Source organism: Curtobacterium sp. MCPF17_050 (assembly GCF_003224435.2).
Lineage (GTDB): Bacteria > Actinomycetota > Actinomycetes > Actinomycetales > Microbacteriaceae > Curtobacterium.
In genome coordinates this window covers 2,455,153-2,477,948 of record NZ_CP126250.1, presented here as the reverse complement: position 1 = coordinate 2,477,948, position 22,796 = coordinate 2,455,153, and the positions used below count along the sequence as shown (strand labels likewise).

Genomic DNA, 22,796 nt, shown 5'->3' with positions numbered 1-22,796 from the left:
GCCGCCCCCACCCAGAAAGGCGCGAGATGCGCTTCGCCATCGGCGACACCGACTTCCTGCTCGACGGGCAGCCGCACCGCGTGCTCTCCGGCGCGATCCACTACTTCCGCGTCCACCCCGACCTGTGGGCGGACCGGATCCGCAAGGCCAAGCTCATGGGCCTCAACACCGTCGAGACCTACGTCGCGTGGAACGCGCACGAGGCGACGCCGGGCACCTTCGACTTCACCGGCGGTCTCGACCTCGGCCGCTTCCTCGACCTCGTCGCGGCCGAGGGCATGCACGCCGTCGTCCGCCCCGGGCCGTACATCTGCGCCGAGTGGACGAACGGTGGGCTGCCGTTCTGGCTGTTCACCGACGGCACCGTCGGGATCCGCCGCGACGAGCCGCAGTTCCTGGCCGCCGTCGGGCGGTACCTCGACGCCCTCGCGCCGATCCTCGTGCCACGACAGATCGACGCCGGCGGACCGATCGTGCTCGTGCAGGTCGAGAACGAGTACGGCGCGTACGGATCCGATCCCGTGTACCTGCAGAAGCTCGAGCGCATGCACCGGGACATCGGGCTCACCGTGCCGTTCACGAGCGTCGACCAGCCGATGGACGCCATGCTCGAGGACGGGTCGCTCCCGTCCCTCCACAAGACCGGGTCGTTCGGCTCCCGGTCCGCCGAGCGGCTCGCCCGCCTCCGTCAGGCGCAGCCCACCGGTCCGCTGATGTGTTCCGAGTTCTGGGACGGGTGGTTCGACAGCTGGGGTGAGCACCACCACACCACGCCGGCGGCAGCCAGCGCCGAGGACCTCGACGTCCTGCTCGCCGCGGGTGGCTCCGTGAACATCTACATGTTCCACGGCGGGACCAACTTCGGCTTCACCAACGGCGCGAACGACAAGGGCGTGTACCGGCCCATCGCCACGTCCTACGACTACGACGCCCCGCTCGACGAGGCCGGCCGTCCGACCGACAAGTTCCACGCCTTCCGTCAGGTCATCGCGCGCTACGCGCCCGTGCCGGAGCTGCCGCCGACGATGCAGCCCGGCGGGTCCGGTCGGCTCGCGATGCACGACGACGGACGGGAGGCCCGACCCGCCCCCGCCGGGGACGTTGCCGTCCGCCTCGACCGCGTCGTACCGCTCGCCGGCCTCCTGCCGACGATCACGTCCTGGACCACGCACGAGACGCCGCCGACCTTCGACGAGCTCGGCGCCGCCTCCGGATTCGTCCTGTACCGGACCGAGGTCGACCTGCCCGAGGGCGGCGTCCTCACGGTCACGGAGGAGGTCCGGGACCGTGTGCTCGTCAGCCTCGCCGGACGTCCGGTCGGCGTCCTCGAGCGCGAGCACCACGACCGTGCCATCGCCCTGCCGCCGGTCACGGGCCTCCTGGAACTGCTCGTGGAGGACCAGGGGAGGGTCGACTACGGTCCCCGCATCGGCGAGCCGAAGGGCCTCGTCGGCGCGGTGCGCGTCGACGACGACGTCCTCACGCACTGGACGGTGTCGCCGCTCGCACTCGATCCGCTGCCGGACGCAGCCGTCGCAGTGCTCCGCGGAGCACCGGCGTCCGCGGGGGAGACCCTCGCCGGGCCGGCGTTCGCCTCCGGCACGTTCGACCTCCCCGCGAGCGGGGCCACGCTCGACCGGTACCTCGCCCTGAACGGCTTCCGGAAGGGCGTGGCGTGGGTGAACGGCTTCTGCCTCGGCCGCTACTGGTCGCGCGGCCCGCAGGGCACCCTCGCCGTCCCCGGTCCGGTGCTCCGGGCCGGGCGGAACGAGGTCGTCGTCCTCGAGGTGCACGCCGCGGCATCGCGCACGGTCTGCATGTGCGTCGAGCCGGAGCTCGGGCACACCGAGGCCTGACCGAACGGGTCCCGCGACGACGAACGGCCCCGGCGGATGTCCGGGGCCGTTCGATCGTGGTCGTGCGGTCAGCAGGTCGGTTCGGGCACGAGCACCGCGATCCGCCCGACGCGCACGAGCGGCACCCCACCGCGCTCACCCAGCCGTTCGCCGGCGAACCGGACGAGCACGCCGGGCTCGGTCCGCTCGGCCTCGACGAGCGCGGCCGCCTGGGCCGGTGTGACCAGCAACTCCCACGGGCGGCGGACGCCCGCGCTGTCCTCGGAGCACAGCTCCAGCAGGACGCCGACCCGCGTCCCCGTCGGCCCCTCGGTGGTGGTCGTCCCGGTGCGCAGCCCCACCAGCGCGCCCGTGTGCGTGACGATCTCGTTCATGGTTCCCCCTCGTTCTCGGCGTCCTCGCCGCGATGAGCTTACGGCTGCGAGGATCTCTCGCACCTCATCCGGAAGGTGGGGAAACGGGACGTGTCGTCCGCCGTTCGGCTGACGGCAGCATCGGAGGCGGTGCCGGGTCCGCCGCCCGGGTCGCGCAACGTGCCGTCGGTCGGCCGCCGGAGTTGCACGAGCTGCCGGGTCGGCTGGCTCGGAGCGGCGGTTCGTGCGACCTCGGCGCGACAGGCGCTACTGCTCGTCGAGACCGTCGAGGTCCGCGAGGGCCTGCTCGGCCTGGGCGAGCCGCTCGGACTCCGGTCGGGTCCACCACTCCGGGCCGCGTTCCCCGAGGCCGTGCTTGGCGAGCCCGTTGCGGTGACGGGCAGCTGCGACCGCGTCCTCGTCGCCGGCCCGTCTCGCCTGCTTCACGGCGTTGCGACCACGGCCGAGGTGGGACCGGAGGCGTGCGGCGACGTCCTCGGGGAGGGCCGGGTCGGTCCGTCGCCAGCGCCGTCCGTCCACGACGAAGTAGTGGTCGTCCTCCACGCCGGCGGTCATGCCGTCGAGTCTGCACGAGCCACCTCCGGAGGTGTCGGTGGTGACCGGTAGAACGGTGGGTGATGACCGAGTCCCGCATGCGCCCCCTGCTCGACGTCAAGCGCATCTACGCCGAGGACACTGCCCTCGAACTGCCACGTGGGCAGGAGATCGTCCGGCAGTGGCCGGACGCCGAGATCGTGCCCGTCGCGTCGCACTGGCAGATCCCCGAGGTGCACGGCGACGAGCGGAACGTCTCCCGCTGGGTGCGGATCAAGACCGAGGCGCTCGTCCTCGGCGTGAAGAAGTCCCTCGTCACGAGGCCGAACGGCCGCTCGGCGGACTTCATCGCCCCGTCGACCGCGAACGGGTGCGCGATGGCGTGCGCGTACTGCTACGTGCCGCGTCGCAAGGGCTACAGCAACCCGGTCACCGTCTTCGCCAACATCGAGCAGATCACCAAGCACCTCGCTCGCAACATCCAGAAGCAGGGGCAGAAGACCGAGCCGAACCAGTGCGACCCCGACGCGTGGGTGTACGACATCGGCGAGAACAGCGACTGTTCGGTGGACGCCATGCTCAGTGACAACGTCCGCGACCTCTGCGACCTGTTCCGGATGACACCGACGGCGAAGGCCTCGTTCGCGACGAAGTACGTCAACCGCGACCTGCTCGACTGGGACCCGATGGGGCGCACCCGCATCCGCTTCTCGCTCATGCCACACGAGACGGCGAAGGTGACCGACATCCGGACGTCACCGATCGCCGAACGACTGGCGGCCGTGAACGACTTCGTCGAGGCCGGGTACGAGGTCCACCTGAACTTCTCGCCCGTCATCCTGACGCCGACGTGGGAGGCCGACTGGGCCGCACTGCTGCGGGAGGTCGATGACGTGCTCTCCCCGGCTGCGAAGGCGCAGCTCGCGGCCGAGGTGATCTTCCTCACCCACAACGAGCAGCTGCACGAGGTGAACCTCGGCTGGCACCCGAAGGCGGAGGACCTGCTCTGGCGTCCGGACCTGCAGGAGCAGAAGCTGTCCCAGAACGGTGCCGTGAACATCCGGTACCGCGCGGCGATGAAGGCGCGGCACATCGAGCGCTTCCGCCAGCTCGTCGACGAGAACCTGCCCGCCTGCCGCATCCGCTACGCCTTCTGATCCGGTCCCGGGCAGGCTGGCGTCATGACACTCTCTGCGCGCGAACTGGCCGGGCGGATCTGCATCGGCGTCGCTGCGGTCGCCGCCCCCGTGGGCGCCTTCGTCTTCGACTACAACGAAACCCACGTGAAGAACCCGGCCTGGCCGCCGCACGCCAAGTTCCACAACGCGCAGACGATGTCACTCGCGGTGGCGTTGGCCGGCCTCACCGTGTGGCGCCTGCGTCCCGCGGTGCGTGACGTCGGTCTCGCGAGCAGCATCGCCTCGACCTACTGGGTGACACAGGTGACGAGCCTCGCCTTCCCCGGCACGGCGCTGGCCGATCCCGGAGTGCAGTACCGCGACGTCAAGGGCGACCAGCGCGTCCCGATCACCGCCTGCCTCGCGCTCGTCGCCGTGGGGACACTGCTCGCCCGTCGGCGTCCCTGACCCGCACACGAGACCGATGCAGCTCACCGATCCGCTCGCCACGCTCGCCACGCTCGCCACGCTCGTCGGGCCGACCCGCGCCGACGCCCCTCCGTGTCCTCGCGCAGACCGACGTCGGCAGGAGCGGGCTTGCGGTCCGATGCTCGACATCGCCCCCTGCCGTCGCGGCGAAGAAGAGCTCAGCTCTCGGACGGTGGCGACCGAGAGCTGAGCTGACTTCCTCATCGTCAGGCGCTGCGCTGCTGCTCCCGCTCGAGCTTGCGCGCAGCGAGCGCGCGTTCGTCCTTGCCGACGAAGAAGAGCAGGACGATCGCGACCACGACGCAGCCGAGGATCAACGCGAACGTCACGTCCCACCCGAACGCGTGGACCGAGAGGCCCACACCGGTCGACGCCAGGGTGGCGCCCAGGACGTAGCCGAACAGGCCGGTGAACCCGGCGGCGGTGCCGGCGACGGAGCGCGGGCTGAGGTCGAGCGCCTGCAGCCCGATGAGCATGACCGGCCCGTAGATGAGGCCGCCGATGAGGACGAGCATCGCGAGCGAGACCCCGAGCGGGCCCTCCACCGGGGACAGCCAGTACACCGCGAGTGCGACACCGACGGCGGCCATGAACAGGATGCCGGTCGGCGACCGTCGCCCGCGGAACACCTTGTCGCTGATGTAGCCGCAGAGCAGCGTGCCTGGGATGCCGGCGAGTTCGAACAGTGAGAACCCGGCGATGCCTTCACCGAGGCTGGCACCACGGACCTCGGCCAGGTAGACCGGCGCCCACACGAGCACGCCGTAGCGGAGCGTGTAGACGAACACGTTGGCGAGGGCGAGCTTCACCATCGTGCCGTTCGTGAGGACGTAGCGGCGCAGGGTCGTCCAGGTGGACGCGCCGTCGTCAGCGGCATCGGTCTCGACCGGTGCCGGGTCGTTCCGGTACTCCTCGATGGGCGGCAGGCCCTCGGACTCCGGTGTGTCCCGGAGCAGCACGAAGGCCACCACGGCGATCACGAGGCAGACGATGGCGGGGAACCAGAAGACGCTCTGCCATCCGCCGAACCACGCGAGGCCGAGACCCGCGAGGCCGCCGGCCCCGGCGCCGCCGACGTTGTGCGCGACGTTCCAGATCGCCGTCTTGCTTCCGCGCTCCGACGTCGAGAACCAGTGCACGAGGGTACGCCCGCTGGGCGGCCACCCCATGCCCTGGAAGAACCCGTTGAAGATCATCACGACGGCGAAGAACGCGACGGACGCGCCGACCGCCGGGACGAAGGCGATGAACAGGTTCGCGATCGCGGACAGCACGAGCCCGATCGGCAGGAACCAGCGCGCACTGCTGCGGTCGCTGACGATTGCGCTGAGGAACTTGCTGACGCCGTACGCGAGCAGCACGCCGTTCGTGATGACACCGAGGCCGACGGTGCTGAACCCGTTCTCGTCGCGGAGGATCGTCGCGACGAGCGGCACGTTGTTGCGGATGAGGTAGTAGGCGGCGTAGCCGATGAAGATGCCGATGAAGACCTGCAGTCGCAGGCGCGGGTAGCGCCGGGCGACCGTCGCTGCGTCGAGTCGGGCTGCCGGGGGTGGTGCAGCGAGGAAGGCGGTGAGGCCCTTGCGTGTCGCCACGTCGGTCTGTGTTCGAGGATGTGTCATTGGTCCTGATCCGTCGGGGGAGTGTCGGTCACTGGCGGGCGCAGCGTCGCGCCCTCGCCCCTCGCCCCTCGACAGCAGCCAGCCGGATCGGAAGTGGTACTCACGCACGCAGTCCGCAGGCTGGAGGTGGTTGCACGCCGAGGAGTCGGAGACGCAGGCAACGATCGAGCTCGGATCGGCAGTGATCTCGATCTCGTTCACGACGCTCCCGCCGTGGGAACCCTACCTCTCCCTGAGCGGAAGGACAGACTCGGCGGCGGCGTGCTCGACCCTTCGCCACCGGCGGCACCACGGCCTCAGCGCGGACGGCGGATCCGGATCGGGCCCTTCGCGGTCGACGGGTCGACGACGTTCCCGCCCTGGGTGATCTCGACCTCGCCACGTGCGACCATCCGCCGGGCGGCGCGACGCGCGGGTTCCATGAGGTCGCGCCAGTCCTCACCGCCGACGACACGGGCGGCATCCGACGGGCAGATGCTCGAGGTCAGCGCGCGGGCGTCGAGCAGCGCGTCGATCGTGTGCTCGAGGGTCCGGTCCGTGTCGTCGAGCCCGTGGCGTCGGCACGCGTCGGAGCACCACTTGGTGTCCGGGCCGGCGCTGTCGGGCATGCGCCGACCGCAGGACGCACACGTCCGTTCCGCGTGCGCGGCCTCGAATCGGCGTGCGTCGTCCTCGGTCCGGATGGCTCGTCCCATGCGCCCATGATCGTCCCGGCCACCGACGCGCTTCCAGGCTGGCGGTACCCCGGTCCACGGTCCTGGCCAGGGCCGCCTGGCAGCATGCATGGATGGACACAGCAGCCGAGCCGAACCCCGCCGCCGCGACGAGGCCGATCGAGCCCGCCTGGGTCGAGCACGTCATGTGGTGGCACGTCTACCCGCTCGGCTTCGTCGGTGCGGAGGTCCGGCCCGACACCACGGTCGACGCACGTCCCGTGGAGCACCGGCTCGGGCACCTGGAGGGCTGGCTCGAGCACGTGGTGGACCTCGGTCTGAACGGACTGCTGCTCGGCCCGGTCTTCGCGAGCTCGTCGCACGGCTACGACACGGTCGACCACTTCCGGATCGACCCCCGACTCGGCGACGACGCGGACTTCGACCGCCTGGTGGCCGCTGCGCGCGAGCGGGGGATCCGCGTGCTGCTCGACGGCGTCTTCAACCACGTCGGCCGTGAGCACCCGGCGTTCCGCCAGCTCGAGACCGCGGGACCGGACGCCGACACCGCGGGCCTGTTCGCCGTCGACTGGTCGGGCTGGCAGCCGGGGCAGCCGGTACCGGTCGGGTCGTTCGAGGGGCACGACATCCTCGTCGCACTCGACCACGCGTCGCAGCAGACCGAGGACCTCGTCGTCGCGGTCATGACGCACTGGTTGGAGCGTGGCATCGACGGCTGGCGGCTCGACGCGGCCTACGCGGTGTTGCCGGCGTTCTGGGCCCGGGTGCTGCCCCGCGTGCGCGAGCGGTTCCCGGGCGCCTGGTTCTCGGGCGAGGTCATCCACGGCGACACCGCGGCGATCGTCCGGGAGTCGACGATGGACTCGACCACCCAGTACGAGCTGTGGCAGGGCATCTGGCACGGCATCGCGGACCGGAACTGCTTCGAACTGGCGCACGCGATCGAGCGGCATGATGAGTTGCTCGCGACCTCCGCCCCGAGCACGTTCGTCGGCAACCACGACGTCACCCGGATCGCGAGCGCGGTGGGGGAGGGGTTCGTCGGCCACGCCGTCGCGGTGCTCTTCACCGTCGCCGGCACGCCGTCGGTGTACGCGGGCGACGAGTTCGGCTGGACCGGCGTCAAGGAGCAGCGCGAGGGCGGGGACGACGCCGTCCGCCCCGCCTTCCCGGCGACTCCGCCGGAGCCGAGCGGGACCGCTGCCGAGCTGGTGCACGCGCACCAGGCGCTCGTCGCCCTCCGGCGTCGGCACCCGTGGCTGCACCGCGCGCACACGGACGTGGTGCACCTGACGAACGAGACGCTGGTCCTCCGGACCGCGACCGACCGGGAGGCCGTGGTCACCGCCCTGAACCTCTCACCCGACCCGGTGGTGCTGCCCGCGGCCGACGCGACGCGCGTCGAGGCGGGCCGGGCCGACCTGTCGGAGGGCGGGCTGCGCCTCCCGGCCGGCGCCTGGGCGGTCCTGACCGCCTGACCCGCCGCCGGGACGGCAACGCGAAAGCGACAGATCCCCGTGGAACTTCCACGGAGATCTGTCGCTTTCGGGGAGGAACCGCGGGTGCTACTTCCGAGCGGAGGCCGCGCGGCGCTTGTTGAAGACGTCGAACGCGACGGCGGCGAGGAGCACCAGGCCCTTGATGAGCTGCTGGAACTCGGAACCGACACCGAGGATCGACATGCCGTTGTTGAGCAGACCGATGATGAGACCACCGACGATCGCGCCCGGGACCGTACCGATGCCACCGGTGACGGCAGCGCCACCGATGAACACGGCCGCGATGGCGTCGAGCTCGAAGCCGTTGCCCGCGCTCGGCGAGGCGAGGTTGAGCTGGCCGGTGAAGACGACGCCGGCGAGGGCAGAGATGACACCCATGTTCACGAACAGCAGGAACGTGACGCGCTTCGTCTTGACACCCGACAGCTGTGCGGCCAGCGGGTTGCCGCCGATCGCGTAGATGTGACGACCGAAGACCGCGCTGCGCATGACCATCGAGTACGCGATGACCAGGACGCCGAGGATCACGAGGACGATCGGGGTGCCGTTGTAGCTGGCGAGCAGCAGCGCGATGAAGATGACCAGCGCGACGGTGAACGCCATCTTGGTGATGAACCATGCGAACGGCTCGTCCTCGAGCTGGTACTTGCGACGGGTCGCACGACCACGGAAGCCGGTGATGACGAGGATCGCGGCGGCGGCGAGGCCGAGGATCATCGTGAGCGGCTCGTAGCCCGAGGTGCCGAAGGACGGCAGGAAGCCGGAGCCGAGCGAGCGGAAGCCGTCCGGGAAGGGCGAGATCTGCTGGTTCTGCAGGGCGATCTGCGCGGCACCGCGGAAGGCGAGCATGCCCGCCAGGGTCACGATGAACGCCGGGATCCCGAAGTAGGCGATCCAGAAGCCCTGCCACGCGCCGACCAGGGCGCCGAGGACCAGGCAGAGGACGACGGCGACCGGCCAGGGGATGCCCCACTGCGTGATCATCACGCCGGCCATGGCACCGGTGAACGCGACGACCGAACCGACGGAGAGGTCGATGTGGCCGGCGATGATCACCATCACCATGCCGATCGCGAGGATCAGGATGTAGCTGTTCTGAACGATCAGGTTCGAGACGTTGATCGGGGCCAGCGTGATGCCGTTCGTCGTCACCTGGAAGAAGATGACGATGACGATCAGCGCGATGAACAGGCCGATCTGTCGGAGCTGCCCGGTGAGGTAGCTGGCGGCGGACTTAAGCGCGTTCATTGACTGGGGTCTCCCGTTCCTGGGTCATGTACTGCATGAGGACTTCCGGCGACGCCTCGGAGCGCGGGACGTCGGCGGTGATGGTGCCCTCGGAGAGCGTGTAAATGCGGTCGCAGATGCCGAGCAGTTCGGGGAGTTCGGAGGAGATGACGATGATCCCCTTCCCCTGGTCCGCGAGCGCGTTGATGATCGTGTAGATCTCGTACTTCGCGCCGACGTCGATGCCGCGGGTCGGCTCGTCGAGGATGAGCACGTCCGGGTCGGAGTACATCCACTTCGACAGGACGACCTTCTGCTGGTTCCCGCCGGAGAGCTTGCCGGTCACCGCGTTCACGGTCGGCGCCTTGATGTTCATGTTCTTGAGGAACTGGCGCGCGACGGTCGTCTCCTCGGAGCCGTTCACGAAGCCCCACTTGGCGAGCTTGCCGAGTGCCGAGCCGGAGACGTTCCGCTTGATGTCGTCGATTAGGTTGAGGCCGTAGCGCTTCCGGTCCTCGGTCGCGTAGGCCAGGCCGTTGTCGATCGCGGCGGTGACCGTGTTCGTCTTGATCGGGGTGCCGCGCTTGTACACGGTGCCGCTGATCCCGGTGCCGTACGAGTGCCCGAAGACGCTCATCGCCAGCTCGGTGCGGCCGGCGCCCATCAGCCCGGCGATCCCGACGATCTCGCCGGCGCGGACGGTGAGGTTCGCCTGGTGGATGATCTCGCGGGAGGCGTCGAGGGGGTGGTGGACGGTCCAGTCCTCGATGCGCAGGAGCTCTTCGCCGATCTTCGACTCGTGCTCCGGGTAGCGGGTGGAGAGGTCGCGTCCGACCATGCCGCGGATGATGCGGTCCTCGGAGACCTCGCCGGCGTGCATGTCGAGGGTCTCGATGGTCTGGCCGTCACGGATGATCGTGACCTTGTCCGCGATCGCCTTGATCTCGTTGAGCTTGTGGCTGATGATGATCGCCGTCATGCCCTCGGCCTGCAGCGAGCGGATGAGCTCGAGCAGGTGCGCGGAGTCGTCGTCGTTCAGCGCGGCGGTCGGCTCGTCGAGGATGAGGAGCTTGACCTCCTTCGACAGTGCCTTCGCGATCTCGACGAGCTGCTGCTTGCCGACGCCGATGTCCGTGATCTTGGTGATCGGGTTGTCCTTGAGGCCGACGCGCTTCAGGAGCGCCGCGGCCTCGAGGTTCGTCTTGTTCCAGTCGATGAAGCCGCCCTTGGCGCGCTCGTTGCCGAGGAAGATGTTCTCGGCGATCGACAGGTAGGGGCTCAATGCGAGCTCCTGGTGGATGATGACGACGCCGGCGTCCTCGGAGTCGTTGATGGTCGAGAAGGAGACGGGCTTCCCGTCGAGCAGGATCTCGCCGTCGAAGCTGCCGGCCGGGTAGACGCCGGACAGGACCTTCATGAGCGTGGACTTGCCCGCGCCGTTCTCACCGCAGATCGCGTGGACCTGGCCCCGTTCGACCTGGAGCGAGACGTTCTGCAGGGCCTTGACGCCGGGGAACGTCTTGGTGATGTCGCGCATCTCGAGGATGGTGTCCGCCACGGGACCGCCTTCCGTTGGGCGCCGGCACGGCGCGCGAGTGGGTGGGGACGGGCGGGAGGCCCGGTGCCAGCCCGGCACCGGGCCTCCCGTCCGGAGAGGAGTTGCGACCTACTTGAGGTCGGCGTCCGTGTAGTACCCGGAGTCGACGAGGACCTTCTCGTAGTTCTCCTTGGTGACGACCGTCGGCTGGAACAGGAACGTCGGGACGACCTTGACCTTGTTGTCGTAGGTCTTGGTGTCGTTGACCTCGGGCTTCTTGCCCGACAGCAGGTCCTGGGCCATCGACGCGGACTTGTCGGCGAGCTGGCGCGTGTCCTTGTAGATGGTCGAGTACTGCTGGTCGTTCATGATCGACTTGACCGAGGCGGCCTCGGCGTCCTGGCCGGTGATCACCGGGAGCGGGCGGTCGCCCGAACCGTAGCCGGCACCCTGGAGCGCCGAGATGATGCCGATCGAGATGCCGTCGTACGGGGAGAGCACGCCGTCGAGCTTGGTGCCGCCCGAGTACGACTTCGCGACGAGGTTCTGCATGCGGGACTTGGCGAGCGCCGGGTCCCACTGCTGCGTGGCGGCCTGCGTGAAGCCGTCCTGGCCGGAGCCGATCTTCAGCGTGCCGTCCTCGAGGTACGGCTTGAGGGTGTCCATGGCGCCGTTGAAGAAGAACGTGGCGTTGTTGTCGTCGGGCGAGCCGGCGAAGACCTCGATGTTGAAGGGACCCTTCTCGTCGGTCTTCTTGCCGTCGGCGTCGAGGAGCCCGAGGCCGGTCAGGAGCGAGGTCGCCTGGTCGACGCCGACCTTGTAGTTGTCGAACGAGACGTAGTAGTCGACGTTCTCGTTGCCGGTGAGCAGGCGGTCGTAGGAGATGACCTTGATGCCGGCGTCGGCCGCTGCGTCGAGCTGGTCGGACAACGAGCCACCGTCGATGGACGCGACGATGAGGACCTTCGCGCCCTTGGTGATCATGTTGCTGACCTGCTGGACCTGCTGCGGGATCTTGTTGTCCGCGTACTCGAGGTCGACCTTGTAGCCGGCCTTCTCGAGGCTGCTCTTGACGGCGTCGCCGTCCTTGATCCAACGCTCGGAGACCTTGGTCGGCATCGCGACGCCGACGAGGGCGCCCTTGTTGCCGTTGCCCTCGTCGCCGCCGTCAGAGCTGGTGGCACCGCGGCCGCCGGCAGAGCAGGCGGCCAGGGAGAGGGCGAGACCGAGAGCGGTGACGCTCGCGACGATCCTGCGCTTCTTCATCGAAGTACCTCTGTTCCTCTCGCGTCGACGTCGACGCGCTCGGGTGCGGGGCTGCTGTGTCCCGCTGGGGATGTGATGCTCCAAGTGAGCGCTCACATCATGTTGGTTCTGGTACACGGTGTCAACTCGTCGTGACCGGATCGGTATGCGCCGCCCCGGACAGACGCCGCGGTACGGTGACCGGGTGAGCACGACGACGACGCCGAACGGCAGGCCCCGCAAGGCCCCGACGATCTTCGACGTCGCCGAGCGCGCGGGCGTCTCGCACCAGACCGTGAGCCGCGTGATCAACGGGGACCCGACGGTCCGGGACGGCTTCCGGTCGCGGGTGACGACCGCGATCGGGGAGCTCGGCTACCGTCCGCGCGCCGCTGCCCGGGCCCTGGCCGGCGGACGGAGCCGTGCACTCGGCCTGGTGAGCGCGGGGGACGCGCTGTACGGACCGTCGAGCACCGCGATCGGGTTCGAGCGGGCCGCGCGCACCGCCGGGTACCACGTGCTCCTGTCGACGCTGCCCGACGACCCCCGGCCGGTCGACCTGTCCGAGGCGCTCACGACGCTGCTCGCCCAGGACGTCGCCGCCGTGGTGCTCGTCGCCGCGGACAACCGCGTGCTCGACGCCCTCGGCTCGTTGACGATGGCCGTGACGGTGCCCGTCGTCGTCGCGAACGCCGTGCAGCGGGACGCCGTGCCGACCGACCTGGTCGTGCCCGGCAGCGGCGGCGCCACCGTCTCGGCCGTCGCCATCGACCAGGCCGCCGGCACGACCATGGCGCTGCAGCACCTGTTCGACCGGGGGCACCGACGGATCGTGCACATCGCCGGGCCGGGCGTCTCGCAGGAGGGCGAGGTGCGCCGTGCCACCTACGAGCGGACCATGCGCTCCCGCGGTCTGACCCCGGTCGTGCTCGACGGCGACTGGACCCCGGCGAGCGGGTTCGCGGCCGGGCGGTCCCTGGACGTGACGGCGGTCGACGCGGTCTTCGCGGGGAACGACCAGATGGCGCTCGGCGTCCTGCACGCCTTCGCCGAGGAGGGGCTGCGTGTCCCCGACGACATCGCCGTCGTGGGCTTCGACGACATCCCGGAGGCGGCGCACTTCACCCCGCCGCTGACCACCGTGCGCCAGGACTTCCAGGCGATGGGGGAGCGCGTGCTCGCCTCGGCCCGGGCGCTGCTCGAGGGGGGCCAGCACGACGAGGCGCTGCTGCAGCCGGAGCTGGTGGTGCGGCGCTCGTCCTGACGGGGGATCAGCTTCGGCGCGTGTCTCCCGACCGTTCGATCGCGAGACCGCTGCACGCCCGCAGGTGGCGATCCACCCGGAGGGCGAAGCCCGGACAGCCGGCGCGCTCGAGAGCCGTCGCCAGACCTGCGTGCCGTGCCGGTCGCGCGGACCAGTACTGGTTCATCCGTCGAACCGTGCCCCGGACGTGCCACGACACGGCATCGTCGACGATCAGGAAGAACTCGTCGCACCTCAAGACCTCGTACGGCAGGTCATCGAGGTCGTGGAACCCCCGGTCCTCGGTGAGCAGGACGTCCGCGTGCGCCGCCACCGCCGCGGCGTGGACGTGCTGGTCCTTCGGGTCCGCGCCGCTCCAGGGGGTTCCACCCGGGAAGTCGTCGACGAGCTCGTCGATGCTCGCGATGATCGCGGCCCGCAGCCGCGTCGTGGCGCCTCCGTCTCGCTGCGGGTGGAGTTCCCGGAGCCGCGCGATCGTCTCCGCGAGGACGTCCTCCGTGGTGTGGAGTTGGAACATCGACGGGATCTCGGCGCGCAGCAGGCACACCCAGTCACGGAGGGTCCTGCTCACCCACACGTTGGCATCGACGAACACGCGCTTCGGCATCGGACCAGGGTACCGCTGCCATGTCACATCTCAGTCGAAGGCTTCGCCCGCTGCGAGGAGTTCGGCCGCGGCGGCGACCCGAGCCTGCCGCCGACGTTCGCGGAGTGCGAGGACGTCGTCGCGACGGAGTCGGGTGTGACTGCCGACCTTGCGGGCGGGGAGGTCCCCGCGGTCGACGAGCTTCATCAGCGTCGGGCGGGACACTCCGAGCAGCTGTGCTGCCCCGGTCGTCGTCAGGTCCGCGGTGACGGTCCGGATGCCGACTTCGGCCCCGTCAGCCGCGGCGTGCAGGAACGTCACCAGGGCCCCGGTCAGGGCTGGTGGCACGGGCAGGGTCGTCCCGTCGTCCAGCTCCAGGAGTGCGGCCGTGACCACGCGGTCACCGGCGTCCCCGACGACCCGCACGGCATCGCGCCGGACCGTCGGGTCTGCAGCGAGGTCCTCCTTCGTGGCGAGCGCCTTCGCGGGTGTCATCGTGTCTCCGGTTCCTGATTCGTGGACCTGGCTCTTCCGTCGGGATCGACGGTACGGGGTTGCACTTGCAAGTGCAACCCCGAGGGCTCGTCGTGCTGCCCGTCGGTCGCCGTCGCCGTCCCGCCGACACGGCCGACGAGTTGTCCGCGTGAGCGCTCACGCGCTACGGTGTGAGCGCTCACTCGACGGCGAGAGCAGGAGGCCCCCATGAGCGACGACCGGACCCGCGAGATCGCGGACGGCCGCACGACCCTCGGCATCGAACTCGGTTCGACCCGCATCAAGGCGTGTCTGGTGGGGGAGGACCTGACGGTCATCGCCTCCGGTTCGCACGAGTGGGAGAACGAGTTTGTCGACGGACGCTGGACCTACCCGCTGGCAGCCGTCGAGACCGGTGTCCGTGCCGCGTACGCCGCGCTGGTGGCGGACGTGCAGGAGCAGCACGGCTCCGTCCCGACGGCCTTCCGCGCGGTCGGCGTCTCGGCCATGATGCACGGCTACCTTCCGTTCGACGCAGCGGGCGACCTCCTCGTCCCCTTCCGCACCTGGCGCAACACCTCGACGGGCCCCGCCGCCGCCGCGCTCAGCGACGCGCTCGGGTTCAACATCCCGCTCCGCTGGTCGGTCGCGCACCTGTACCAGGCCGTCCTCGACGAGGAGCAGCACGTCGCGCACATCGACGGCATCACGACCCTCGCCGGGTACGTGCACCGCCGCCTGACGGGCCGGGACGTGCTCGGGGTCGGCGACGCCTCCGGGGTGTTCCCGATCGACCCGGCGACGCAGGACTACGACGCCGCGATGCTCAGCGCCGCACAGGACCTCATCGGTGTCCCCGACCTCCGGGCGCTGCTGCCCGAGGTGCTCGTCGCCGGCCGGGACGCCGGCACGCTCACCCCCGAGGGCGCGGCGTGGCTCGACGCGACCGGGACGCTGCAGCCCGGTGCTCCGCTCTGCCCGCCGGAGGGCGACGCCGGCACCGGCATGGTCGCCACGAACGCCGTCGCCCAGCGCACCGGCAACGTCAGCGTCGGCACGAGCATCTTCGCGATGGTCGTCCTCGAACGGCCGCTGTCGACTCCGCACGAGGAGCTCGACGTCGTCACCACGCCCGCCGGTGACGCCGTCGCGATGGTGCACTGCAACAACGGCGCGAGCGAGATCGGCAGCTGGGCCCGGGTCTTCGGGCGCTTCGCCGAGGCCGCCGGCGCCCCGGTCGACGGCGACACGGTGTTCCGCACGCTCCTCGACGAGGCAGCGGACGCCGACACCGACGCCGGCGGACTGCTCGCGGTGAACTACCTGGCCGGCGAGCCCGTCACCGGTGTCGAGGACGGTCGCCCGCTGCTCCTCCGCGCGCCCGACGCCCGCTTCACGCTCGGCAACCTCGTCCGCGCGGAGCTCATGGGCGCGTTCGCGACCCTCGCGATCGGCATGGAGGTCCTGCACGGCGAGGGCGTCGCCGTCGACCGGATGACCGCGCACGGCGGGCTCTTCCGGACGCCCGGGCTGCCGCAGCGCCAGCTCGCCGCGGCCCTCCGCGTGCCGGTCGCCCTCGAGGCAACCGCGAGCGAGGGCGGAGCGTGGGGCATCGCCGTCCTGGCCGCCTACCTGGAGCACGCCGCCGACAGCTCCCTCGCCGAGTACCTCGACACCACGGTCTTCGGGTCCGCCGCGACGAACGTCGTCGAGCCCGACGACCGCGACGTCGCCGGCTTCACCGCGTACCTCGACCGCTTCCGCGCCGCGCTGCCGATCCAGGCGATCGCGGCCACGGTGCCGGGCGCGACCACCCGCGGCGGCGTACCGACGGAGGCGGGCGAGCCGGGCCTCCAGACCGACACCGACGCCGACCCCCAGCAGGAACAGGACGTGATCTGATGACCGACGACACCACCCGGGCGGCCGTGGCCGCAGCGCGCGAGCGCGTGGCCCGCCTGCACGGCGAACTCGTGCGCTACGGCCTGGTCATCTGGACCGGCGGCAACGTCTCCGAGCGCGTCCCTGGCACCGACCTCTTCGTGATCAAGCCGAGCGGCGTCGTCAGCGAGGACCTCGCGCCCGAGAACCAGGTCGTCTGCACCCTCGACGGTGTGCCGGCCGACGGGTGGGGCAACGGGCACGGCCCGTCGAGCGACACCGCCGCGCACGCCTACGTCTACCGCAACATGCCCGAGGTGAACGGCGTCGTGCACACGCACTCGACGTACGCCACCGCCTGGGCCGCCCGCGCCGAGGAGATCCCCTGCGTCATCACCGCGATGGCGGACGAGTTCGGCGGACCGATCCCGGTCGGCCCGTTCGCGATCATCGGCGACGACACCATCGGCCGCGGCATCGTGGAGACCCTGTCCGGACACCGCTCCCGTGCGGTGCTCATGCAGAACCACGGCGTCTTCACGATCGGCAAGGACGCGAAGGACGCCGTCAAGGCCGCGGTGATGTGCGAGGACGTCGCCCGCACCGTGCACATCGCGAAGCAGGGCGGCGAGCTCGTCCCGATCGCGCAGGACAACATCGACCGGTTGTTCGACCGGTACCAGAACGTCTACGGACAGAACCCCGAAGGAGCCATGCGATGACGCAGGACACCCCCGTCGACCCCCAGGCCACGCTCGACGGCTACGAGGTGTGGTTCCTCACCGGGTCCCAGGGCCTGTACGGCGAGGAGACCCTCCGCCAGGTCGAGGAGCAGAGCCGCGCCGTGCACGCCGAGCTCGCGCCGCACGTCCCGGTGACGCTCGTGTGGAAGCCGGTGCTCAAGGACGCCGACGGCATCCGCCGCGCCCTCATCGAGGCGAGCGCGGACGACAAGGTCATCGGCGTCACGACGTGGATGCACACGTTCAGCCCCGCGAAGATGTGGATCAGCGGCCTCAACGCCCTGACCAAGCCGCTGCTGCACCTGCACACGCAGGCGAACGTCGCGCTGCCGTGGGCGGACATCGACTTCGACTTCATGAACCTCAACCAGGCCGCGCACGGCGACCGCGAGTTCGGGTACGCGCTGGCCCGCATGGGCGTCCGGCACGCCACCGCCGTCGGTCACGTGTCCGACCCGCGCGTGCAGCAGCGGGTGTCCGACTGGTCCCGTGCCGCCGCCGGTGCCGCCGCTATCCGCCAGCTCAAGCTGACGCGCTTCGGCGACAACATGCGCTACGTCGCCGTGACCGAGGGCGACAAGACCGAGGCCGAGATCGAGCTCGGCGTCCAGGTCAACACCTGGGGTGTCAACGACCTCGTCGCGGCCGTCGAGACCGCGACGGCCGACACCGCCGCCGTCGACGCGCTCGTCGCGGAGTACGACAGCGCCTACGACCTCGTCGCCGAGCTGCAGGACGGCGGCGCCCGTCGCCAGTCCCTGCGCGACGGCGCCGCGATCGAGCTCGGCCTCCGCGCCCTGCTCGCCGAGAACGACTCCGCCGCGTTCACCACGAACTTCGAGGACCTCGGCGCGCTCAAGCAGCTGCCCGGCCTCGCCGTCCAGCGGCTCATGGCCGACGGGTACGGGTTCGGCGCCGAGGGCGACTGGAAGACCGCCGTCCTCGTCCGCGCGATGAACGTCGCCGGCGCCGGTCTCTCGGGTGGCGCGAGCCTCATGGAGGACTACACGTACGACCTCACCCCGGGCGCGGAGAAGATCCTCGGCGCACACATGCTCGAGGTCTCGCCCACGCTGACGTCGTCCACCCCGACGCTCGAGATCCACCCGCTCGGCATCGGCGGGAAGGACGACCCGGTGCGCCTGGTCTTCACCGCCGACGCCGGACCCGCCGTGGTCGCCGCGCTGTCCGACACGCGCGACGGCTTCCGCCTCACCGCGAACGTCGTCGAGGTCGTCGAGCCCACAGAGGCACTGCCCAACCTGCCCGTCGGCCGTGCCGTCTGGGAGCCGCAGCCGTCGTTCCCGGTCTCGGCCGAGGCCTGGCTCACCGCCGGCGCCGCACACCACACCGTGATGACGACCGCCGTCGGCATCCAGGTGGTCGAGGACCTCGCGACCATGATCGGCACCGAGTTCCTGGTCATCGACGAGCACACCACACTGCGCGGCTTCCGCGACGAGGTCCGCACGCAGCAGACCTGGCACCGGCTCGACCGGGGCTTCTGAGCCGGTCGGGAGGCCTACGATGAGCGACGTGATCGACGACGACACCACCACCGCAGCCCACACCCGCACCAACTGGGCGGGGAACGTCACCTACTCGGCGAGCCACCTGGCGGAACCGACGAGCCTCGACGAACTCCAGCGGCTGGTCGCCACCACCCCGCGCCTGACGGCGCTCGGGTCGCGGCACTCGTTCAACACCATCGCCGACACCGACGCGGTGCAGGTGACGCTCACGGGCCTCCCGCCCGAACTCGACGTGGACGGCGAGCGGCGCGTGGCGCGCGTCGCCGCCGGCCTCACGCACGCCCAGGTGGCCGTCGCCCTGGAGGCCCGTGGCTGGGCACTCGCGAACCTCGCCTCCCTGCCGCACATCTCCGTCGCCGGTGCCGTCGCGACGGGCACCCACGGCTCGGGTGTCGGCAACGCCTCGCTGGCGCAGTCGGTCGTCGGGGTCGAGATCGTGCGGGCCTCCGGGGAGGTCGAGCTCGTCGGCGCGGACGACCCCCGGCTCGACGCGCACCGGGTCGCGCTCGGCGCACTCGGCGTCGTCGTCGCGGTGCACCTCGCCGTCGAACCGAGCTACCGCGTCGCCCAGACGGTGCACACCGGCCTCGGGTGGGACGTCGTCGACGCGCAGTTCGAGCAGATCATGTCGGCCGGCTACAGCGTCAGCATGTTCACCGGGTACACCGCCGACGGCGTCCGGCAGATCTGGACGAAGCGGCGCGAGGACCGGGACGACGCGGTCATCGACCTCGCCGCACTCGGGGCCGTCGCCGGCGCCGAACCGATCCACCCCGTACCGGGCAGTGAGACCGCGGGCGTCACCGAACAGGGCGGTGTGCCCGGACCCTGGCACGAGCGGCTCCCGCACTTCCGGTCGTCGTTCACGCCGTCCGCCGGCGAGGAGATCCAGGCGGAGTACATGGTCGCCGCCACGGACTCCGTCCCCGCGATCCAGGCCCTGCGCGAGATCGGCGAGGCCATCGCACCGGTCCTCTTCGTCTCCGAGATCCGACGCATCGCGGCGGACGACGCCTGGCTCGCGCCGAGCTCGGGACAGGACTCGGTCGCGTTCCACTTCACCTTCCGCCGGCAGACCGAGGACGTGGCCGTCGCGCTGCCCCTCATCGAGAACGCCCTCGCGCCCTTCGCTCCCCGTCCGCACTGGGGGAAGGTCACCGCGGCGACGCCGGAGCGGCTGCACCAGGTCTACCCGCAGCTCGGGGCGTTCGCGGCACTCGCGCGGGACCTCGACCCGCAGGGCCGGTTCCGCAACCCGTTCCTGGACCGCGTGCTCGGCTGACGCGCGCGGCGCAGTGGACCGGAGCGCCCCGCACCGCTGGATGCGGCGCGGGGCGCCCGTGTCACTGGCCCGTGCGGCGCAGGTCGAGCAGGAACCGGGCGAGAGTCACGACTCGCGATCCCCAACCACGGGACCTGACGCCTGGGCCGGCGTTCGGTGTCTTGCGACATCGAGTACCTCCTGGTGTCATCGCCGGCGGACACGAGGAGCGTGAGCCAGGGGTGTGCCGCCGAGCGGGCTCGGCTACACTCTTCCCGAGTGCTGAACTCGGGGAACGGTGTCTTCCCCTGGCCCTCCACTCGGAGAGCGAACCGAAGCCCGGGACTGTTTGCCCAGTCCCGGGCTTCACTCGTCCGCCCTGAACGCGCTCCGGCGGTCGCGCGCTCGCCGTTCAGCCTAACGGCCTGATACACGTATTCCAGTTGCGCGTTGCCGCTGCGTCGCCGCCGCTCACAGGGGATGCCGGGGGAGTGCACCGGCAGCGCACCGGAGCACTGCCGCGTGCGCACATGTGAGGACGCAAAGGTCAGGTATGGCGAACCTGAACCGCATCCTCGGCATGGCCTCGAAGGTCATCGACAAGCAACTCCAGAAGCGCTCCGGCCAGCCCGGGGCTGGGAACCAGGGCGGTGCGCAGCAGCCGGGCGGCATGCAGCAGTACCGGCAGCCCGGTCGATCGGGTGGCACCGACTGGCGCGGCCTGGTCCGGACGGCCGCGGACAGGTTGACCGGTGACGACCGGAGCGGGCACGACTCCGCGCGGCAGCCGCAGCAGCCGACCGGACAGCAGTCGTACGGGCAGCCGACCGAGGGGCGACCCGCACGCACGCCCTCGACCGATGCCGACCGCGTGGCGATCGCGAAGTACGACTACCTGCTGAAGACCGCGGACCCCGAGCGTCTGGAGCAGGCGCACCACGAGGCGTTCGCTCGCCTGACCCCGGAGCAGCGACAGCAGGTGCTCCAGCGACTCAACGCCGAGGTCCCGCAGCACGACCGGTGGACCGACGCGTCCCCGGCCGGCTTGGCGAGGGCCGCGACCCGGGGCGAGACGAGCCGTCCGGGGACGATGCGGAAGGTCCTCGCCGGCACCGCGATCGGTGGCGGAGCACTCGCGGTCGGCGGACTCGCGGTGGCGGTCGCGGGCGGCGCGGTCCTCAGCGCGGCAGCGGGACCGGTGCTCGCGCAGGCCGCTGACCTCGGTGTCGACTTCGACGGCGTCGCGTCCGGCCTGGGCGACACCGTGAGCGGTGGGCTCGGTGACCTCGGCGGTGGCGTCGAGGGTGTCGCCGCGCAGGGCGAGCAGGCACTCGGCGGGCTCGGCGACCAGGTCGGGAACCTCGGCGAGGGCTTCCAGTGGCCGGGGATCGGCGACTTCTTCGACCGCTGAGCCGGTCTGGAGGTCGCCCCCGGTCCGTCGTCGGCGTGCGCCCCGACGGACCAGGCCGGCCTCAGAAGTACGTGATCCCGTGCGGCGTGCGCGGCGGGGTCAGCATCGACCGCAGCAGGGTCGGGGCGGCCTCGTCGGCGGCGAGCAGCAGCCCGGCGGCCGCCAGGGTCTGCGGCGACACCGACCCGATGAGCACCGCTCCGAGGTCGGCGACGTCGAGCGCGATGTCGGAGCCGGCCACGTCGGCGTCGTCGGCCAGCCGGGTGACGGTGCCACGGGCCTCCCGGACGTCGAGCCGGTACGTGCCGGACGCATGGCCGAGCGCATCCGTGACGGCGAGCGTGAGCGATCCGTCAACCGCGTACGGGCGGGACTCGAGCACGGCGGCGACGTCCAGGACGCGGAGCCAGACGTGGTCCTCCTCGTGGTCGACGTCGAACGCGCGGTTGTCGGCGACGGCGGCGACGATCGGGTCGTCCAGGCGCGAGCGGTCGTAGACGACCACGTCGTTCAGGTCGATCGAGAGCAGGAACTCCCACAGCGACAGGTAGGCCTCGTCGGTCACGTAGACGAGGTCGACGACCTCGACTCGGGTGTCCTCACCGGTCTTGCCCTCGACGACGCGCCAGGTGACGTAGCCGTCGACCTCGTCCGAGTCGTCGGGGCGGTGCACGGCGGCGCGGACGTCCTTCGCCTTCTGTCCGTCGCGGCCGATCTCCCCGAACACGATCGGCCACGTGCCGGTGTTGCGGACCATCGAGCCCGGTGTGCGGGCGTGGAACCGGGCGAAGACCTCCTGGCCGACGCCGTCCGCGAGCCACTGCGGCGGGACCACCGCGACCGTGCCGGTGGTCGGGGCGAGGAAGGGGAGCGCGCGGGCGCGGCGGACACGGACCGCACGCTCGCGGATGGCGCAGCCGAACCCGAAGCGGCGGTAGATCGTGCCCTCGGACGCCGTGAGGGACGCCATCGCGTACCCCTCGGCGACACCGCGCTCGAGCGCGTGCGTCATCATCCGCCGGAGGATCCCGCGCCGACGCTCGGTCGGGCGGACGGTCACCGCGGACACCGCCTGCGTGTCGATCGCGGTCCCGTCACCCCAGCTGAGCGCCTTCCGGAACCACGTGAACGTGCCGGCGGGCCAGGTCTCGTCGACCGACCCCGGCGCTGGCTGTCGGACGTACACCCCGAGGAAGGTCTCCTGGTCGGCGATCATGTGCGCCGCCATGCGGGCTGCCGCTTCGTCGGTCTCGGTCGGCTCGTGGAAGCCGAGGCCGACGGCGTCCATCCACGGCTTCGTCCTGCTGTCCGGAGCTCCCTGGTCGTCGGTCCCCGGGTGGAACTCCCGGAGCTCGTAGCGGTCGGCGGACGCGTCGTTGGTCGATCCCACGTGGCCGACCCTACCGGCGTCCGGTGGCGGTCGTCAGAGCATCCGGCGGGCGGCCTCCTGGGCGACGACCCGGTCGCGG

At 70.9% G+C, this 22,796-nt stretch carries 20 protein-coding genes; 10 read left to right on the top strand and 10 right to left on the bottom strand.

Annotated elements, in window-relative coordinates:
* Positions 1 to 26 precede the first annotated feature (26 nt).
* On the top strand, positions 27 to 1,856 hold the full coding sequence (locus tag DEJ34_RS11785; protein WP_110911730.1) for a glycoside hydrolase family 35 protein: 1,830 nt from the start codon (positions 27 to 29) through the stop codon (positions 1,854 to 1,856).
* A 68-nt stretch (positions 1,857 to 1,924) separates the two neighbouring features.
* On the opposite strand, the gene DEJ34_RS11780 is transcribed toward DEJ34_RS11785, so the two are convergent.
* Both DEJ34_RS11780 and DEJ34_RS11775 read right to left on the bottom strand, forming a co-directional pair.
* Positions 1,925 to 2,230, bottom strand: coding sequence for a hypothetical protein (locus DEJ34_RS11780; protein ID WP_110911731.1), 306 nt, complete (start codon positions 2,228 to 2,230; stop codon positions 1,925 to 1,927).
* A gap of 246 nt (positions 2,231 to 2,476) precedes the next feature.
* A complete protein-coding gene (locus tag DEJ34_RS11775) occupies positions 2,477 to 2,785 on the bottom strand; it encodes a biopolymer transporter Tol (RefSeq protein WP_110911732.1) in 309 nt (102 codons plus the stop codon).
* A 62-nt stretch (positions 2,786 to 2,847) separates the two neighbouring features.
* Between DEJ34_RS11775 and DEJ34_RS11770 the strand changes: the two genes are divergently transcribed.
* A complete protein-coding gene (locus DEJ34_RS11770; protein WP_258368370.1) occupies positions 2,848 to 3,921 on the top strand; it encodes a spore photoproduct lyase family protein in 1,074 nt (357 codons plus the stop codon).
* Positions 3,922 to 3,945: 24 nt separating this feature from the next.
* Positions 3,946 to 4,350 carry a DUF6640 family protein gene (locus tag DEJ34_RS11765; RefSeq protein ID WP_110911733.1) on the top strand — a complete coding sequence of 135 codons (405 nt, stop codon included), beginning with the start codon at positions 3,946 to 3,948 and terminating at the stop codon, positions 4,348 to 4,350.
* Positions 4,351 to 4,577: 227 nt separating this feature from the next.
* On the opposite strand, the gene DEJ34_RS11760 is transcribed toward DEJ34_RS11765, so the two are convergent.
* Positions 4,578 to 5,966 (bottom strand): MFS transporter, encoded by a 1,389-nt coding sequence (locus tag DEJ34_RS11760; RefSeq protein WP_502864198.1) that lies wholly within the window; start codon positions 5,964 to 5,966, stop codon positions 4,578 to 4,580.
* Positions 5,967 to 6,289: 323 nt separating this feature from the next.
* The gene (locus DEJ34_RS11755; protein WP_258368371.1) at positions 6,290 to 6,601 is read right to left on the bottom strand and encodes a DUF3253 domain-containing protein; all 312 of its coding nucleotides are present in this window, start codon (positions 6,599 to 6,601) and stop codon (positions 6,290 to 6,292) included.
* A 179-nt stretch (positions 6,602 to 6,780) separates the two neighbouring features.
* Between DEJ34_RS11755 and DEJ34_RS11750 the strand changes: the two genes are divergently transcribed.
* Entirely contained in the window at positions 6,781 to 8,145 is a 1,365-nt protein-coding gene (locus tag DEJ34_RS11750) for an alpha-amylase family glycosyl hydrolase (protein ID WP_110911734.1), read from the top strand.
* 87 nt (positions 8,146 to 8,232) lie between these two features.
* Here the strand turns inward: DEJ34_RS11750 and mmsB are convergent, their stop codons facing one another.
* From mmsB to chvE, 3 genes are all read right to left on the bottom strand, one after another.
* Positions 8,233 to 9,414 carry a multiple monosaccharide ABC transporter permease gene (mmsB, locus tag DEJ34_RS11745; RefSeq protein ID WP_110824778.1) on the bottom strand — a complete coding sequence of 394 codons (1,182 nt, stop codon included), beginning with the start codon at positions 9,412 to 9,414 and terminating at the stop codon, positions 8,233 to 8,235.
* Positions 9,401 to 10,930 (bottom strand): multiple monosaccharide ABC transporter ATP-binding protein, encoded by a 1,530-nt coding sequence (gene mmsA / locus DEJ34_RS11740; protein ID WP_375232113.1) that lies wholly within the window; start codon positions 10,928 to 10,930, stop codon positions 9,401 to 9,403. Before mmsA ends, mmsB begins: the two co-directional genes overlap by 14 nt.
* Positions 10,931 to 11,059: 129 nt before the next feature.
* Positions 11,060 to 12,196, bottom strand: coding sequence for a multiple monosaccharide ABC transporter substrate-binding protein (gene chvE / locus DEJ34_RS11735; protein ID WP_110901434.1), 1,137 nt, complete (start codon positions 12,194 to 12,196; stop codon positions 11,060 to 11,062).
* 184 nt (positions 12,197 to 12,380) lie between these two features.
* Between chvE and DEJ34_RS11730 the strand changes: the two genes are divergently transcribed.
* Entirely contained in the window at positions 12,381 to 13,439 is a 1,059-nt protein-coding gene (locus DEJ34_RS11730; RefSeq protein ID WP_181420666.1) for a LacI family DNA-binding transcriptional regulator, read from the top strand.
* A 7-nt stretch (positions 13,440 to 13,446) separates the two neighbouring features.
* Here the strand turns inward: DEJ34_RS11730 and DEJ34_RS11725 are convergent, their stop codons facing one another.
* Together DEJ34_RS11725 and DEJ34_RS11720 are read right to left on the bottom strand one after the other, a co-directional pair.
* Positions 13,447 to 14,046 (bottom strand): PIN domain-containing protein, encoded by a 600-nt coding sequence (locus tag DEJ34_RS11725; protein ID WP_110901432.1) that lies wholly within the window; start codon positions 14,044 to 14,046, stop codon positions 13,447 to 13,449.
* 30 nt (positions 14,047 to 14,076) lie between these two features.
* Positions 14,077 to 14,520 (bottom strand): helix-turn-helix domain-containing protein, encoded by a 444-nt coding sequence (locus DEJ34_RS11720; RefSeq protein ID WP_110901431.1) that lies wholly within the window; start codon positions 14,518 to 14,520, stop codon positions 14,077 to 14,079.
* Between the two features lie 207 nt (positions 14,521 to 14,727).
* Here DEJ34_RS11720 and DEJ34_RS11715 point away from each other — a divergent pair, with 207 nt between their 5' ends.
* The 5 genes from DEJ34_RS11715 to DEJ34_RS11695 all read left to right on the top strand — a co-directional run bounded on the left by DEJ34_RS11715 (position 14,728) and on the right by DEJ34_RS11695 (position 21,327).
* A complete protein-coding gene (locus DEJ34_RS11715) occupies positions 14,728 to 16,401 on the top strand; it encodes a xylulokinase (protein ID WP_110911735.1) in 1,674 nt (557 codons plus the stop codon).
* The gene (locus tag DEJ34_RS11710; protein WP_110911736.1) at positions 16,401 to 17,102 is read left to right on the top strand and encodes an L-ribulose-5-phosphate 4-epimerase; all 702 of its coding nucleotides are present in this window, start codon (positions 16,401 to 16,403) and stop codon (positions 17,100 to 17,102) included. Before DEJ34_RS11715 ends, DEJ34_RS11710 begins: the two co-directional genes overlap by 1 nt.
* Positions 17,099 to 18,631 carry an L-arabinose isomerase gene (gene araA / locus DEJ34_RS11705; protein WP_110911737.1) on the top strand — a complete coding sequence of 511 codons (1,533 nt, stop codon included), beginning with the start codon at positions 17,099 to 17,101 and terminating at the stop codon, positions 18,629 to 18,631. The genes DEJ34_RS11710 and araA overlap by 4 nt, the downstream gene beginning before the upstream one ends.
* 28 nt (positions 18,632 to 18,659) lie before the next feature.
* Entirely contained in the window at positions 18,660 to 19,937 is a 1,278-nt protein-coding gene (locus DEJ34_RS11700) for an FAD-binding protein (protein WP_258368372.1), read from the top strand.
* A gap of 532 nt (positions 19,938 to 20,469) precedes the next feature.
* Positions 20,470 to 21,327: a cation-transporting ATPase gene (locus DEJ34_RS11695; protein WP_110911739.1), complete on the top strand. Its 858-nt coding sequence runs from the start codon at positions 20,470 to 20,472 to the stop codon at positions 21,325 to 21,327.
* A gap of 61 nt (positions 21,328 to 21,388) precedes the next feature.
* Here DEJ34_RS11695 and DEJ34_RS11690 read toward each other — a convergent pair whose 3' ends face one another.
* Positions 21,389 to 22,717, bottom strand: coding sequence for a GNAT family N-acetyltransferase (locus tag DEJ34_RS11690; protein WP_110911740.1), 1,329 nt, complete (start codon positions 22,715 to 22,717; stop codon positions 21,389 to 21,391).
* Positions 22,718 to 22,796 lie beyond the last annotated feature (79 nt).

Excerpts from the sequence above, each read along its gene's own strand:
- DEJ34_RS11785 (WP_110911730.1), top strand. The coding sequence starts at position 27 with ATGCGCTTCGCCATCGGCGACACCGACTTCCTGCTCGACGGGCAGCCG.
- DEJ34_RS11780 (WP_110911731.1), bottom strand. The coding sequence starts at position 2,230 with ATGAACGAGATCGTCACGCACACGGGCGCGCTGGTGGGGCTGCGCACC.
- DEJ34_RS11775 (WP_110911732.1), bottom strand. The coding sequence starts at position 2,785 with ATGACCGCCGGCGTGGAGGACGACCACTACTTCGTCGTGGACGGACGG.
- DEJ34_RS11770 (WP_258368370.1), top strand. The coding sequence starts at position 2,848 with ATGACCGAGTCCCGCATGCGCCCCCTGCTCGACGTCAAGCGCATCTAC.
- DEJ34_RS11765 (WP_110911733.1), top strand. The coding sequence starts at position 3,946 with ATGACACTCTCTGCGCGCGAACTGGCCGGGCGGATCTGCATCGGCGTC.
- DEJ34_RS11755 (WP_258368371.1), bottom strand. The coding sequence starts at position 6,601 with ATGCCCGACAGCGCCGGCCCGGACACCAAGTGGTGCTCCGACGCGTGC.
- DEJ34_RS11750 (WP_110911734.1), top strand. The coding sequence starts at position 6,781 with ATGGACACAGCAGCCGAGCCGAACCCCGCCGCCGCGACGAGGCCGATC.
- mmsB (WP_110824778.1), bottom strand. The coding sequence starts at position 9,414 with ATGAACGCGCTTAAGTCCGCCGCCAGCTACCTCACCGGGCAGCTCCGA.
- mmsA (WP_375232113.1), bottom strand. The coding sequence starts at position 10,930 with ATGCGCGACATCACCAAGACGTTCCCCGGCGTCAAGGCCCTGCAGAAC.
- chvE (WP_110901434.1), bottom strand. The coding sequence starts at position 12,196 with ATGAAGAAGCGCAGGATCGTCGCGAGCGTCACCGCTCTCGGTCTCGCC.
- DEJ34_RS11725 (WP_110901432.1), bottom strand. The coding sequence starts at position 14,046 with ATGCCGAAGCGCGTGTTCGTCGATGCCAACGTGTGGGTGAGCAGGACC.
- DEJ34_RS11720 (WP_110901431.1), bottom strand. The coding sequence starts at position 14,520 with ATGACACCCGCGAAGGCGCTCGCCACGAAGGAGGACCTCGCTGCAGAC.
- DEJ34_RS11715 (WP_110911735.1), top strand. The coding sequence starts at position 14,728 with ATGAGCGACGACCGGACCCGCGAGATCGCGGACGGCCGCACGACCCTC.
- DEJ34_RS11710 (WP_110911736.1), top strand. The coding sequence starts at position 16,401 with ATGACCGACGACACCACCCGGGCGGCCGTGGCCGCAGCGCGCGAGCGC.
- araA (WP_110911737.1), top strand. The coding sequence starts at position 17,099 with ATGACGCAGGACACCCCCGTCGACCCCCAGGCCACGCTCGACGGCTAC.
- DEJ34_RS11695 (WP_110911739.1), top strand. The coding sequence starts at position 20,470 with ATGGCGAACCTGAACCGCATCCTCGGCATGGCCTCGAAGGTCATCGAC.